The sequence below is a fragment of the Mycobacterium cookii genome, assembly GCF_010727945.1.
GTDB classification, from domain to species: Bacteria; Actinomycetota; Actinomycetes; order Mycobacteriales; family Mycobacteriaceae; genus Mycobacterium; species Mycobacterium cookii.
This window is the reverse complement of the sequence record NZ_AP022569.1, coordinates 3,987,591-4,001,527: the sequence shown is the minus strand read 5'-3', so window position 1 is coordinate 4,001,527 and position 13,937 is coordinate 3,987,591. Positions and strand designations below refer to the sequence as shown.

General features: G+C 66.2%; 12 protein-coding genes. 6 read left to right on the top strand and 6 right to left on the bottom strand.

The features are described from left to right. Positions 1-11 precede the first annotated feature (11 nt). The 4 genes from G6N27_RS18770 to G6N27_RS18755 all read left to right on the top strand — a co-directional run bounded on the left by G6N27_RS18770 (position 12) and on the right by G6N27_RS18755 (position 3,234). On the top strand, positions 12-338 hold the full coding sequence (locus tag G6N27_RS18770) for a hypothetical protein (RefSeq protein ID WP_163778890.1): 327 nt from the start codon (positions 12-14) through the stop codon (positions 336-338). 114 nt (positions 339-452) lie between these two features. Continuing rightward, positions 453-1,133: a GAP family protein gene (locus G6N27_RS18765; RefSeq protein WP_163778887.1), complete on the top strand. Its 681-nt coding sequence runs from the start codon at positions 453-455 to the stop codon at positions 1,131-1,133. 36 nt (positions 1,134-1,169) lie between these two features. After that, positions 1,170-2,333 carry an FAD-binding oxidoreductase gene (locus tag G6N27_RS18760; RefSeq protein ID WP_163778883.1) on the top strand — a complete coding sequence of 388 codons (1,164 nt, stop codon included), beginning with the start codon at positions 1,170-1,172 and terminating at the stop codon, positions 2,331-2,333. A gap of 10 nt (positions 2,334-2,343) precedes the next feature. Beyond that, positions 2,344-3,234 carry an aldose 1-epimerase gene (locus tag G6N27_RS18755; protein ID WP_163778879.1) on the top strand — a complete coding sequence of 297 codons (891 nt, stop codon included), beginning with the start codon at positions 2,344-2,346 and terminating at the stop codon, positions 3,232-3,234. A 23-nt stretch (positions 3,235-3,257) separates the two neighbouring features. On the opposite strand, the gene G6N27_RS18750 is transcribed toward G6N27_RS18755, so the two are convergent. From G6N27_RS18750 to dnaK, 6 genes are all read right to left on the bottom strand, one after another. Beyond that, the gene (locus G6N27_RS18750; protein WP_163778875.1) at positions 3,258-6,428 is read right to left on the bottom strand and encodes an AAA family ATPase; all 3,171 of its coding nucleotides are present in this window, start codon (positions 6,426-6,428) and stop codon (positions 3,258-3,260) included. A gap of 114 nt (positions 6,429-6,542) precedes the next feature. Beyond that, entirely contained in the window at positions 6,543-7,289 is a 747-nt protein-coding gene (locus tag G6N27_RS18745) for an alpha/beta fold hydrolase (RefSeq protein WP_163778872.1), read from the bottom strand. Positions 7,290-7,294: 5 nt separating this feature from the next. After that, complete coding sequence (locus G6N27_RS18740) at positions 7,295-7,675, bottom strand: heat shock protein transcriptional repressor HspR (RefSeq protein WP_163778870.1); 381 nt, start codon at positions 7,673-7,675, stop codon at positions 7,295-7,297. Then, on the bottom strand, positions 7,675-8,859 hold the full coding sequence (dnaJ, locus tag G6N27_RS18735) for a molecular chaperone DnaJ (RefSeq protein ID WP_163778867.1): 1,185 nt from the start codon (positions 8,857-8,859) through the stop codon (positions 7,675-7,677). Before dnaJ ends, G6N27_RS18740 begins: the two co-directional genes overlap by 1 nt. A gap of 44 nt (positions 8,860-8,903) precedes the next feature. Next, a complete protein-coding gene (gene grpE, locus G6N27_RS18730; protein ID WP_163778864.1) occupies positions 8,904-9,554 on the bottom strand; it encodes a nucleotide exchange factor GrpE in 651 nt (216 codons plus the stop codon). Beyond that, positions 9,551-11,407 carry a molecular chaperone DnaK gene (dnaK, locus tag G6N27_RS18725; protein WP_163778861.1) on the bottom strand — a complete coding sequence of 619 codons (1,857 nt, stop codon included), beginning with the start codon at positions 11,405-11,407 and terminating at the stop codon, positions 9,551-9,553. The genes grpE and dnaK overlap by 4 nt, the downstream gene beginning before the upstream one ends. 397 nt (positions 11,408-11,804) lie before the next feature. On the opposite strand from dnaK, the gene G6N27_RS18720 reads away from it, so the two are divergent. Together G6N27_RS18720 and G6N27_RS18715 are read left to right on the top strand one after the other, a co-directional pair. Then, positions 11,805-13,280 carry an amino acid permease gene (locus G6N27_RS18720; RefSeq protein WP_163778859.1) on the top strand — a complete coding sequence of 492 codons (1,476 nt, stop codon included), beginning with the start codon at positions 11,805-11,807 and terminating at the stop codon, positions 13,278-13,280. 29 nt (positions 13,281-13,309) lie between these two features. Further along, positions 13,310-13,936 carry a TetR/AcrR family transcriptional regulator gene (locus tag G6N27_RS18715; RefSeq protein WP_163778856.1) on the top strand — a complete coding sequence of 209 codons (627 nt, stop codon included), beginning with the start codon at positions 13,310-13,312 and terminating at the stop codon, positions 13,934-13,936. Position 13,937 lies beyond the last annotated feature (1 nt).

Below are 13,937 nucleotides of genomic sequence, written 5' to 3'. Positions count from 1 at the left end.
ATGATCGATCGGTGAGCGGCCTGGCGTCGATCGGATACAACGGGCAACCGGCCCGCAACCCGTTCCGGGTGGTCCGCCCGCCGATCACCGTGCTGATCGACCTGACAGTGCTGTTTCCGCGCGAGCCACACCGCTCGGGCCGGTTTCACGCCAACGGCCTGCAGTTGCACAAAGTCGTCGAGGGGCGGCTGAGCTGCTGGGGCATGTGTGAGCAGGGCGACTGGTGGGGGCTGGTCACCTACCCGATCGCCTATGGGTCCAAGCGCAAGACCGTCACGCACTGGGTGCCGGCCTGGACACTGCGGCGCAACGATGCGGGCGCGCCACGCGCCCGCTGAGGCGCGGCGCCATCAGGTCCGGCGGCGCAACGATGCGGGCGCGCCACGCGCCCGCTGAGGCGCGGCGCCGCTCGTCGGCTAATCGTTGAACGTTGTTCAACAGTCAATGCGAAGATGCTGCTCGTGACAGGAAGTTGGGTCTCCTCGCTGACCACCCTCATCCCGCTGGCGCTCGTCATCGCGATCTCACCGCTGTCGGTCATTCCGGCGGTGCTGGTGCTGCAGACGCCGCGGCCCCGGCCGACCGGCCTTGCCTTTCTCGGCGGCTGGCTGCTGGGCCTGATCGTGCTGACCGCCATCTTCGCCGCGTCGTCCGATGCGCTTGGCGACCTGCGCAAATCACCACCGACGTGGGCGTCGTGGCTGCGCATCGTCCTCGGCTCGGCGCTCATCGCGTTCGGCATCTACCGCTGGCTGACTCGTGAGGGGCACACCGAATCACCGCGCTGGATGCGGTCTTTCGAGACGTTGACGCCCTCGCGCGCCGTGCTCATCGGGCTGGCACTGGTGGTGGTCAGGGTGGAGGTCCTGACCATGTGCGCCTTGGCCGGTCTCGACATCGGCAGCGTCGACCTCGGCGTGGCAGCCAAACTGCTCACCGCGGCGATCTTCATCGCCGTCGCCGCATCCACCGTCGCGATCCCTGTCCTTGCCTACGCCGCCGCCGGTCACCGCCTCGACGAGACGATGGCACGCCTCAAGGCGTGGATGGAGAAGAACAACGCCGCGCTGCTCGCCGCGATCCTGGTGTTGATCGGCCTGATGGTGCTGCACAACGGCGTCAAGGCGCTCTGACCGAGTTCGGCTCGACCGCGCCTAAAATCAGCGGCCGTGAGCCTCAACGACCGGGATGCGCTGGCGGTATTGCACGCCGTCATCGACCCGGCCGACGGCAACGGGCTGATCGGGCGGTTCTACGCGCGGTGGTTCTCCTTCGAGGCGTCGCCGCGTGATCTGTTTCCACCCGACATGGCCGCCCAGCGGGCCACGTTCGCGCACGCGCTGAACTGGGTGTACGGCGAGCTGGTCGACCAGCGCGCCGAGGAGCCGGTGGCTTTTCTGGCCCAGCTGGGACGCGATCACCGTAAATACGGCGTGCTTCCCGAGCACTACGACACCCTGCGTCAGGCGCTGTATACGACCTTGCGCGACGAGGTGGCCGAGGCGTGGACCGACGCCGTGGGCGCCGCCGCCGAGCAGTCGCTGAACCTGATCACCGGGGTGATGCGCGGCGCCGCCGAAGCCGAGCTCAGTCCGGCTTGGTGGGACGGCACGGTCGTCGAACATCTGCGGGTATCCCGCGACCTGGCCGTGGTCCGGCTGCAGCTGGACCAACCGATGCCCTACCACCCCGGCCAGTACGTCAATGTCGCTGTGCCGCAATGCCCGCGGCGATGGCGATACCTGACACCGGCCATCCCGTCGGACGACACCGGTGCCGTCGAATTTCACGTCCGCGCTGTGTCCGGCGGCCTGGTCAGCAATGCCATCGTCAACGAGACGCAGTCCGACGATCGCTGGCGGCTGTCGAACCCGCACGGCGGCTTGCACGTCGACCGCGACGGTGGCGATGTGCTGATGGTGGCCGGCAGCACCGGGCTGGCGCCGCTGCGCTCGATCATCATGGACCTCACCCGGTGGGGCGAGAACCCGCGGGTGCACCTGTTCTTCGGTGGCCGCTACCCCTGTGAGCTCTACGACCTGCCGACGCTGTGGCAGGTCGCCGCGAACAACCCCTGGCTGTCGGTGACTCCGGTCTCCGAGCGCAACGGCGACCCCGCCTGGGCGGCCGACTATCCCGACGTGACGCCGCCGCGAGGACTGCATCTGCGACAGACCGGCAAGCTGATGGACGTGGTCACCCGCTACGGCGGCTGGGGCGACCGGCAGATCCTGATCAGCGGCGGACCGGAGATGGTCCGCGTCACCAAGGCCGCGCTGATGGCCAAAGGTGCGCCGCCGGAGCGCATTCAGCACGACCCGCTGTACCGCTAGCCTGAGCGTCGTGAATATCGTCACGCTGCGCGATCCGTCGTCGCCCATGCAAGCCCAGTTCGTGCCGGACGCCGGCATGATCGGCATCTCGCTGACCGACACGGGCACCGAACTGCTCGGCCAGCGGCGCGGATTGGACGCCTACGTCGCCAACGGCAAGACGATGGGCATCCCGATCCTGTATCCGTGGGCAAACCGATTGGGCGCCAACACATATACGGCAGAGGATACGACGGTCACGCTGACGGCCGGTCAGCACGGCGTCCGCGCCGATCCCAACGGCCTGCCGATCCACGGCGTGCTGGCCGCCTATCCGAACTGGCGGGTGACGCATGAATCGGGCAGCGAGCTGACTGCCGAAGTGGACTTCAATGACGAAGACCTGCTGGCCAGCTTTCCGTTTCCGCACCGCCTGGCGGTGACCGTCTCGCTGTTCGAGCGGACGCTGCGGATACGCAGCTCCGTCGCCCCGACCAGTGAACGCGCGGTCCCGCTGTGCTTCGGCTTCCACCCCTACCTTCAGCTGCCCGGCGTCCCGCGCGCGCAATGGGTCATCGAGACGCCACCGCTGCGGCACCTCACGCTCGACGGGCGGGGCCTGCCGACCGGTGAGACGACACCGCAGCCGGCGACCACGGAACCGTTGGGCGACAAGGCCTTTGACGACGGATACGACGAGGTTGCCGACGGCGCGGTGTTCGCGGTGTCCGGCGGTGGCCGCCGGATCGAGGTGCACTTCGAGCAGGGCTACCCCGCGGCGCAGATCTTCGCGCCGCCCGGCGAAGACGTGGTGTGTTTCGAGCCGATGGCCGCGCCGACCGATGCGCTGCGCCGCGGCGGCTACCGGTCAGCGCAGCCCGGCGACTGGGGCGTTGCCGAATTCTCGATCCGGGTCAGCTGATCAGGCCGGCTGAAGTCGCGTTGTCACGGCATGGCCTCGGCCCAGTCGATATGACCCTCGAACTCACGCGAATTCGCCATATCGCGGTAGCGGTCCCGGAGATCCGCATAGGCCACCGTGTCGCCGCGAGCTCGCGCGAGCAGAGCCTGCATCTGTAGCAGCCAGATGTCGCGCACCACAACGCCTTCGGTTGGCGTGCGCGCGAGGCGATCGATTGCCGCCTTTGCTTCGTCCACATCATCGGGGGTCCCGCGGTCCAGCAGTGTCTGCACCAAGGCACCCGTGGTGGCAACTCCGTATATAGGTGGCCGTCCGTCGCGAAAGAGGTGGTCGACGGCGCCGCGCATGCGCGCAATGGCCTCACCGTGATCGCCACGTCGAGCCATCTCACGCGCCAAACACACGGTGAGGAGCGGTAAGTCGCAGAGGTTGTGCTTGCGGCGTAGGAACACATCGCTGACCTCGGTCAGGATCTCGCGTCCACGGTCTCGCTCCGCGGGCGCATGACGATGCACCAACGCAACACCCAGCGCCAGCCGGGCCTGCGCCAAAGCGAGGTCGTCACCGGACCTTTCAGCTTTCCGCAGGGCGTCCTCGATCTCCCGCATCGCGCGATCGTCGGGTCGCAGCACGCCATTCAGGATTCCGGGAGTGTAGACGTAGAAGGTGGCTCTGGCGTAGGCCGTCGGATCGGCACTGCGGGCCATGGCCAACCCACGACTCAGGTCATCGCGCCATCCGGGCTCGCCCACTGAATACCGCGCATTACCCCGCGCATAGATGACGGCGGCCAACGGGGACCCGATGATGAAATTGCCTTTCGACGGATCGCCGTCAGCCAGGTCGATGACGACTTGCGACCATCGCAGCACGTCGGCCCAATCGCCGCCTTCACCCTTGACGTAGATGGCCAGCGGTGACAGCCCGACGGTCAAATTCGGATCGCCGATAGATTCGATCAGGGCCATCGCTTCAGATGCCAGCTGAGATGCCTCGCGCATCCGGTCCCGAAACATGCGATCGATCGCTAAGCCTGCCATGGCAATGGCCAGTGACGACTTATCACCGGCGGCGGCACACAGCTCGCGTAACTCCTCGAAGCGGTCGCCGGCATCGTCGACACTGGCTCGCCAGGCAATCCCACACAACATGGTGCGCGGAGCGATGCACATGGCTGCCCGATTCGGATCCCCGCCCGGCAGGGCGTCGGCGATCTGGGTAGCGCGTTCCCAACTCAGGCGCGCCGCCGTGATGTCACGGTGGGTCGCCCAGGTGGCGGCCCGCATATGCCAGCCGTAGGTCGCCTCGAGATCCCCCGCGGCCTCCAAATGCTCGGCTATCAGGGCGGCGTGTTCGTCGGCCGCCGCCGGGTCACGCGATTCGATCGCGGAGGCCACCCGCCGGTGTAGCTCGGCACGATCAGATTTCAGTTGTGACTCGTAGGCCACCGTGCGGATCAGCGGATGATGGAATACGTATTCTGGCTCGCCGCTGAACCGTGTTTGATCGATGAGCTGAGCTGCTACCAAGTCGTCCAGGATCGGGTCAATCCCCACGGTTTGCAACAGGTCCGGGCTGAAACGCGAGCCGATCACCGCCGCTGCGCACAGCGTGCGTTTGGCGTTCGCGGCTAGGCGGTCGATGCGCGCGGCGATGGTGGCCTGCAACGTAGCCGGCACGCTGACCTCGGCGACCTCTGCCGTCGACACATAAGCACCGTGGGTACCGCGCAGTACACCTCGTTCGGCTAGGTCACGCACCATCTCCTCGACAAAGAATGGATTCCCGGCGGCCCGTCCGGCGATGAGATCGGCCAGCGCGCCGACTGAGGGGTCCGGCCCGACCAACTGGGAGACCAGCGCCGCGGTCTCTGAATTATTCAGCGGCGCAAGGGCTATCGTCTGAGAACCGCCCACCTGACTCAGCACACCCCGGTACTCCGGCCGGTAGGTGAGCAGAACCAGCGACGGCGTCTGCGGAACCACCGCAACGAAGTCGGCCAGCATCGACTCACTGACCGCATCCGTCCAGTGCATGTCCTCCACGATGAACAGCGCCGGTCGGGTGCGAGCCAGCTGGGCGGTGTTGATCAGCGCGGTCAGCCGACGCCGCCGCGCGTCCGGACCGATCGCCGGTAGCGCGGCATCCGGATCGGCGATGCCCAACAGATCGTCGAGGAGTTGCAAGTCCTCCGGCTCGGCGTCGGCAGCTTGAGCCCGCACCTTGGCGCGGGCCGCCGCGTCGTCCAAATCCGCCACGCCGGTGACCGCTCTCAGCAAATGTGCGACCGCGTGGAAGGGGATGTCGCTGGCGTGCGATTCGCAATAGGCGCTGAAGACTTCGACGCCCCGGGCGGCGGCCATTGCTGCAACCACACGCACCAGACGGCTCTTGCCGATGCCCGGTGTACCCGCCACGCTGACCACCGCCCCGTGGCCGTCGATAGCGCGTTCCAGCAGGCTCTCGATGGCGGCGGTTTCCCAGCGCCGACCGACCAGATTCGACTCGGCACGCCCGAGCTGACGCTGCCCCTCCGAGACTCTCAACAACCGCCTGGTCCGCACCGGTTGTTCGGCGCCTTTGATACGGACGAATTCGATATCCCCGAGTTCCGCCGCGCCCTCGACCAGCCGCGCGGTCGAGTCGCTGAGCATCACCCCACCCGGAGGCGCGACCGACTCCATCCGTTGAGCCATGCCGACTTGTTCGCCAATAGCCGTGTAACCCAAAGCGCCCGAACCGATTTCACCGGCAATCACCTCGCCGGAGTTGATGCCGATTCGCAGCCGCAGGTCGACGGCGTCGCGGCGCGCAACGTCGGCCGCCAGCAATGCGACCTCTTGGTGAATGCTCAGTGCCGCCAGGCAGGCGCGCAGCGCGTGGTCCTCCAACGCGACCGGCGCCCCGAAGACCGCCATAATGCCGTCACCGGTGAACTTGTCCACCGTGCCGCCATAGCGCCGCACCACCGCGGCGCAACGCTCGACCAGCTCGGTCATGATTTCTCGCAACCGCTCGGCGCCCACGGTCACCGCGATGTTCATCGATTGCACGACGTCGGCGAACAAGACCGTCGCTTGTTTGTACTCAGCCCGTTTCGAGGCAACCGACACGGCAGTGCCGCACTCGCTGCAGAACTTCGCGCTCGACTGCAGGTCTGCGCCGCACGTCGTGCACGTCGGCGTGGCCGTCATGCGCCAACGATAGGGGGTTACCGGGAGCACAGACCACTATTGACGCACTGTTGGTAGTTAATTCATCACTGACGGTGAGTCTGCCTTCAGGCGCTGACCAGGATCTTCGCAGCGCTAATTGACAGTCGCCCAGAAGCGGGTGAGCGCGTCAGCGGCACGCGCCGGATCTTGCACCATCCACCAATGCCCGAGCCCGTCGAGCACCTCAGTGCGTGCACCCGCCCGCTCTGCGGCCCGGCGGCGGATCGCGTCGGAGCCGACGAACGTGTCCTCGGTGGCAAGAAGTGAAAGTCCCGGCCTGGCGTGGGCGTTCGCCAACGACCGACCTGCCTCGGCCATCGCAGGTTGGCGGGCCGAGCGGTACAACAGCAGGATCGCCCGAGCCATCTGCGGACCCTGACCTTCCGCGATCGACTCTGCGACGTTGCGGGTGATCCCGCGAGCGACCAGCTGTTCAGTCCGATCGTGGAGGCTGCCGCCGAACATGGCGTCGACAAGCTTCTCTCCGTCGCCGGGCGTCTGCCAGACCTGGGCGAGGTCGTGCCACACATAGTCGGGGTCGAACAGCCCCACCACGTCGCTGGCCCAACTGCGCACAAGCTCGGGTCGATGCATGATCACGTTGATCAAATGCCCGCCACCCCAGTCGTGACCGACGGCGTCGACAGGTTCGTCGAAGCGCTCCAGCTCAGCTTCGAGCCAGTCACGGTAGGCGAGATAGGTCGCCGAGAAGTCCTCGGGCAGTGGCGAGCCGAATCCCGGCGGGGACAAGGGCACCACGTCGTCGCGTCCGAGAACGTCGATCAACGGACCCCAGATTGCAGCGGTCTCCGGATTTCCGTGGATCAGTACGACCGTCATGGTGGTCAGCGCCGCGGCTTCCAGACCACCACCGCGGTGCTCTTGGGCACCACGGCGAGGTCACGCCGCTGGTTGGCCCGCAGCGTCTCGATCTCGGCGGCCATCTCCTTGAGCCGGGACTGTAGCGCCTCGACCTGGTTGGTCAACTCGATAATCCGTTTGATACCAGCCAGATTGACGCCCTCATCCTGAGACAGCCGTTGCACTTCGCGAAGCAGGTCCACGTCGTGCTGCGAATAACGGCGTCCACCACCGGAACTGCGCGTGGGGCTGACCAGGCCGAGCCGGTCATATGTGCGCAGCGTCTGGGCATGCATGCCGGCCAACTCGGCGGCCACCGAGATCAGGAAGGTCCTGGCGTCGGATTCTTTGCGACTCTTGGCCATCAGCGATTACCCGCCCATCCGGCCCGGGGATCGAAGCCACTGGACCGCTCGGCGACCGCGTAGGCCTCCAACGCCTCTTTGGCGGCGCCTTCCAGGCTGGGCGGGACCGCGACCTTCACGGTGACCAGCAGATCGCCCTGACCGCCGGAGCGCTTGGGGACTCCGCGGCCACGGACCCGCAGGATCCGGCCGTCGGCCGTGCCCTTGGGCACCCGCACACCGACTTTGCCATCCAGCGTAGGAACCGAAAGCGTTGTGCCCAAGGCTAATTCGGTGAAGCTGACCGGCACGGTGACGGTGAGGTCGTCGCCGTCACGGCTGAACACCTTGTCCGGCCGCACATGCACGGTGACGTAGAGGTCGCCCGACGGCGCGCCCCGCAGTCCGGCTTCACCCTGGCCAGCCAGCCGGATGCGCTGGCCGTCTTCAACGCCCGGCGGGATCCGCACGTTGATGGTGCGGCTACGGGTAGTGACGCCGGTGCCTTTGCACTCGTCGCACGGGTGCTCGATGATCGAGCCGCTCCCCCGGCATTCGGCGCACGGCTCGGAGAAGCCGAAAGCGCCTTGGTTGCGGTTGATTACGCCCGCGCCGTTACACGTCGGGCAGACCTTCGGGCTGGTACCCGGCCGGGCTCCGCTGCCGTGGCAATTGGTGCACGGCGCCGGGCTGGTCAGCCGCAGCGGCATGGCCACGCCTTTGGTGGCCTCCATGAAACTCAGCTCGGCTTCGGTCTCCAGGTCGTTACCGCGACGTGGGCGGCTGGGACGCGGCGACGCGCCACGTCCGCCGAACAGACCGCCGAACAGGTCACCGATGTTGGCGCCGCCGGTGCGGCCGGCGGCGTCGAACAGATCGTTGAGGTTGAACTCGGCCCCGTCACCGCCCCCGCCGAAGCCGCCGGCGAAATCGCCGCCGTTGAATCGGCGTCCACCGAATCCGCCCCCCGCGAAGAGCCGACGGGTTTCGTCGTACTCCTTGCGCTTGGCCGGATCGGTGAGCACTTCCTTGGCCTCGGAGACCGCCTTGTAGCGATCCTCGGCCCCCTTATTGTCCGGGTTGCGGTCCGGGTGGTTTTCGGCGAGCAGCTTGCGGGCCACCCGCTTGATCTCGTCCTGGCTGGCGTCAGAGGAGACGCCCAGCTCCTTGTAGAAGTCCTTTTCAACCCATTCTCGTTGGGCCATATTGCGTCACCCCCTTCCGCCTTTCTCAAGTTGTCCTACCGTCGTCAATTCCCCGACGGTTCTGATTCTGCGTTCTGCTCACCCTCGTTTGCGTGCTTATCGGCCGTGTCGGTTGCCGTGGCGTCGTCCGCCACCGTGTCGACCACCCCGACCAGCGCGTGCCGGAGCACCTGGTCGCCGAGTTTGTAGCCCTGCCGCATGACGTTGCCGATCACCGGCCTGGAGCCTTCGCCGCCGTCGCCCTCGTGCTGTACGGCCTCGTGCAGCGCCGGGTCGAAGTCGTCGCCCTCAGCGGCGAACGCCGTCAAGCCAAGCCCGGTCAGCACGCCGACCAACTTGTCGGCAACCGCCTTGAGCGGACCCGAATCCAGGTCGCCGTGACTGCGTGCGCGCTCGAGATCGTCGAGCACGCCTAGCAATTGGCTGACCACCGCGGCCTTAGCCCGCTCGGCGGTGGCCTCCTGGTCGCGCAGCGCCCGCTTGCGGTAGTTGGCAAAGTCGGCCTGCACCCGTTGCAAATCGCCGAGCAGTTCGGCCGCCTTGTCGGCTTCCTCCGGAGTTTCGCCTGCGAATGCCCCGGGTGCCGCCCCCGCAGGGGCGGCACCGCCGGCGACATGTCGTACTTCACCGGTCTCGGGATCGATCCGCCGTTTGTCAGTGACGGTTACCTGTTCGTGCGGGTTGCCTTCGGTCACTGGCCCTCATGGTCGTCATCGACCACCTCCGCGTCGACCACATCGTCGGCTCCGGCCTGACCGGGCTCACCGGCGCCGCCGGCGGCCTGCTCGGACTGGGTGGCCTCGTAGATGGCCTGACCGAGAGCCTGCGACTCCTGGCCCAGCTTCTCCATCGCGGACTTGATGGCGCCGATGTCGGTGCCGCCCAACGCCGTCTTGGCTTCGGCCACTGCGGCGTCCACCTTGTTGAGCGTGTCCTCGGGAACCTTCGAGCCGCCTTCGGCTTCGCGCTGCTCCTTGACGAACTTCTCCGTCTGGTAGACCAGCGTCTCGGCCTGGTTGCGGACGTCGGCTTCCTCGCGACGCTGACGATCTTCATCGGCGTGCGCCTCGGCGTCTTTGATCATCCGGTCGATCTCTTCCTTGGACAGGCCGGAGCCTTCCTGGATCTTGATCGTGTTTTCCTTGCCGGTGCCCTTGTCCTTGGCGGTGACGTGCACGATGCCGTTGGCGTCGATGTCGAAGGTGACCTCGATCTGCGGCACACCGCGCGGGGCCGGCGGGATACCGGTCAGCTCGAAGGAGCCGAGCAGCTTGTTGTGCGAGGCGATTTCGCGCTCACCCTGGAAGACCTGGATCTGCACCGACGGCTGGTTGTCGTCGGCGGTGGTGAAGGTCTCCGACCGCTTGGTCGGAATGGTGGTGTTGCGCTCGATCAGCTTGGTCATCACGCCACCCTTGGTCTCAATGCCAAGGCTCAGCGGCGTAACGTCAAGCAGCAGAACGTCTTTCACCTCACCCTTGAGCACACCGGCCTGCAACGCGGCACCGACCGCGACGACCTCGTCGGGGTTGACGCCCTTGTTGGGCTCCTGGCCGCCGGTCATCTCCTTGACCAGATCCGACACCGCGGGCATGCGGGTGGAACCACCCACCAGCACCACATGGTCGATCTCAGACACTGCGATACCGGCGTCCTTGATCACCGACTGGAAGGGCTGACGGGTGCGGTCGAGGAGATCCTGAGTGATCTTCTGGAACTCCGCACGGGTCAGCTGCTCGTCGAGGAACAGCGGGTTCTTGTCCGCGTCGACGGTGATGTACGGCAAGTTGATCGAGGTGCTCTGCGAGCTCGACAGCTCGATTTTCGCCTTCTCGGCCGCTTCACGCAGCCGCTGCATCGCCATCTTGTCCTTGGTCAGGTCGATGCCGCTGGTGCCCTTGAACTTCTCCACCAGCCAGTCGACGACGCGCTGATCCCAGTCGTCGCCGCCGAGATGGTTGTCACCGGAGGTCGCACGGACCTCCACGACGCCGTCGCCGATCTCCAGCAGGGACACGTCGAACGTGCCGCCACCGAGGTCGAAGACCAGGATGGTCTGTTCCTTCTCGCCCTTGTCCAGGCCGTAGGCCAGCGCGGCCGCGGTGGGCTCGTTGACGATCCGCAGGACGTTCAGACCGGCGATCTGGCCGGCTTCCTTGGTCGCCTGACGCTGGGCGTCGTTGAAGTAGGCGGGGACCGTGATCACGGCGTCGGTGATGTCCTCACCGAGGTAGCTTTCCGCGTCACGCTTCAGCTTCTGCAGAATGCGGGCACTGATCTCCTGCGCCGTGTAGTTCTTGCCGTCGATCTCCACGGACCAGTCGGTGCCCATGTGCCGCTTCACCGAACGAATGGTCCGGTCGACGTTGGTCACCGCCTGGTTCTTGGCGGGCTGGCCGACCAGAACTTCGCCGTTGCGCGCGAACGCGACGACGGACGGGGTCGTCCGGGCACCTTCTGAGTTTGCGACGACGACGGGGTCGCCACCCTCGAGTACGGAGACGACGGAGTTGGTGGTCCCGAGGTCGATACCGACCGCACGAGCCATAGTGGATCCTCCTGATAAATCGAGCTGTGTAAGCACTACGCTGCTGAGTGAACCGCGCTCAAGACTGCCTTCGGCGAAGGGCCGTTGTCAAGCCAAGGTTGAGTCTAACTCACTCAATGTTGTCAGACGGGTCAACGGGAGTACCGACAGATTTGTTCCCGGGATGCCCGGGCGCTGATTTCGCGCCGTCGGCGCTGGTGCCGCGGATCCCGCGATCGTGGCGATCACCGGCGGGCCTCGACAGTCACCCGGGTCCGCGTAGCCGGTTCGGGCTGGGGCACCAAGAGTTTGATCCCGATCGGTTGAGGCGGACATCACACCGTGGGATAGTTTCGCCACCACTCGTTAAGCGGTCGTGCCCGGCGCCGCAGCATTGCCCCACGACGATAGGAACTCAATGCCACCGCCGCCCAGTGCGCCCGACCCGGCAGCGGGCGATCGTTCCGCTGCGCTAGCCCGCGAAGACGCCGGTTATCACCACGATCTCAGCAACCGCCAGATGCAGATGATCGCGATCGGTGGCGCGATCGGGACCGGGTTGTTCATGGGCGCAGGAGCACGGCTCGCATCCGCAGGACCCGGCTTGTTCCTGATCTACGGGATCTGCGGCGCCTTCGTGTTCTTGATCCTGCGCGCTCTGGGCGAACTGGTGCTGCACCGCCCGGCATCGGGCTCGTTCGTGTCCTATGCACGTGAATTCTTCGGCGAGAAGGCAGCTTTCGTTGCGGGCTGGATGTACTTCCTGAACTGGGCGATGGCGGCCATCGTGGACAGCACCGCGATCGCGAGCTACTTCCACTATTGGACCGTGTTCCAGGCGGTCCCGCAGTGGACGCTCGCACTCGTCGCCCTGGCGGCCGTGGTATCGGTCAACCTGATATCGGTCAAGGCCTTCGGCGAGTTCGAGTTCTGGGCGGCGCTGATCAAAGTGCTGGCCCTGATTACTTTCCTGGTCGTCGGAATCGTCTTCCTGTTCGGCCGCTTCAAGATTCAGGGCAAGACGACCGGGCCCAACCTGTGGACTGAACACGGCGGGTTCTTGCCGACCGGCCTGTTGCCGCTGGTGCTCGTCACCTCTGGGGTGATATTCGCTTACGCCGCAGTCGAACTGGTCGGCACCGCGGCCGGGGAAACCGCCGACCCGGAGAAGGTCATGCCGCGCGCGATCAACTCGGTGATCGCCCGGATCGCGGTCTTCTACTGCGGCTCAGTCCTCCTGCTGGCTCTGCTGCTGCCCTACACCAGCTACAAACACGGCGAGAGCCCAGTCGTCACCTTCTTCTCCAAGATCGGTTTCAGCGGCGCCGGCTCGCTGATGAACGTGGTGGTGCTCACCGCCGCGTTCTCGAGCCTGAACGCCGGACTGTATTCCACCGGCCGGATTCTGCGATCGATGTCGGTCAACGGCAGTGGTCCGGAGTTCACCGGGCGGATGTCGAAAAACGGCGTGCCCTATGGGGGAATCCTGCTGACCGCCGTCATCGGGCTGTTCGGCGTCGTGCTCAACGCGGTCAAGCCGAGCGAGGCCTTCGAAATCGTGCTAAACATCGCCGCTGTCGGGGTGCTCGCGGCCTGGGCAACGATCGTGGTCTGCCAACTCCGCTTTTACAGCAAGGTGAAGGCCGGTGCGTTGCAGCGGCCGCATTTCCGGATGCCGCTCACCCCGTACAGCGGCTATGCAACGCTGGTTTTCTTGCTGGCCGTGCTGGTGCTGATGGCGCTCGACCCCGAGAAAGGGCCCTGGGTGATCGCGGCGCTGGTGGCCGCCGTTCCCGCCCTGATCGGCGGGTGGTTCTTGGTTCGTGACCGTGTTACCAGCACGGCCGCGCTCGACGAGCCCGCCGCCGACGTCCCCGAACTGGCGCCGGAGTAATAGAGCAGCTGCTCTGTTACTGTGGCGGGGTGCCTCGCCCGCGCGTGTATGAACCGGACCAAGTGCTGGACGCCGTCGAGTCGCTGGCCGTCGCATCAGGGCCCACCGCCGTCACTATTCGTGCCATCAGCGCCGCCGTCGGTGTATCGAACGGCGCGCTATACCACACGTTTGAGTCGCGCTCAGGCCTGATGGCGCGCGCGTGGATACGCGCCGGACGACGGTTCCTCGCCGTGCAGAACGCATTGGTCGACCGGGCGCTGGTTGACGGTGACCCGCAGGCGCCAGTTGCGGCCGTGGTGGCCGCCGCCGACGCGCCCGCAGTCTTCGCCGAGCGGTATCCGGACTCCTCCAAAGTTCTGCTGACGGTGTCTCGCGAAGAACTCTTGGATTCGGATCTGCCCGACGACATCGCCATCGAGCTACGTGATCTCGATCGATTGCTGGTCGGCTTGCTGATCCGGCTAGCGGTCGGCCTCTGGGACCGCAAAGATTCGCGCGCCGTCGACACAATCACTACCTGCATCGTCGACCTGCCAACCGCCATCCTGTTGCGCCGCAACCGCCTGGCCAACCCGACAGCCCGCGAACACCTGCGGGCGTCGGTGCGCGCGGTCCTCGACGTCGGTCCACCGCCCCTCAAGAAAGGAACATAGT

Coding starts and splice junctions, on each gene's coding strand:
- G6N27_RS18765 (WP_163778887.1), top strand. CDS start 453: ATGCTGCTCGTGACAGGAAGTTGGGTCTCCTCGCTGACCACCCTCATC.
- G6N27_RS18750 (WP_163778875.1), bottom strand. CDS start 6,428: ATGACGGCCACGCCGACGTGCACGACGTGCGGCGCAGACCTGCAGTCG.
- G6N27_RS18740 (WP_163778870.1), bottom strand. CDS start 7,675: ATGGCCAAGAGTCGCAAAGAATCCGACGCCAGGACCTTCCTGATCTCG.
- dnaJ (WP_163778867.1), bottom strand. CDS start 8,859: ATGGCCCAACGAGAATGGGTTGAAAAGGACTTCTACAAGGAGCTGGGC.
- G6N27_RS18745 (WP_163778872.1), bottom strand. CDS start 7,289: ATGACGGTCGTACTGATCCACGGAAATCCGGAGACCGCTGCAATCTGG.
- G6N27_RS18720 (WP_163778859.1), top strand. CDS start 11,805: ATGCCACCGCCGCCCAGTGCGCCCGACCCGGCAGCGGGCGATCGTTCC.
- dnaK (WP_163778861.1), bottom strand. CDS start 11,407: ATGGCTCGTGCGGTCGGTATCGACCTCGGGACCACCAACTCCGTCGTC.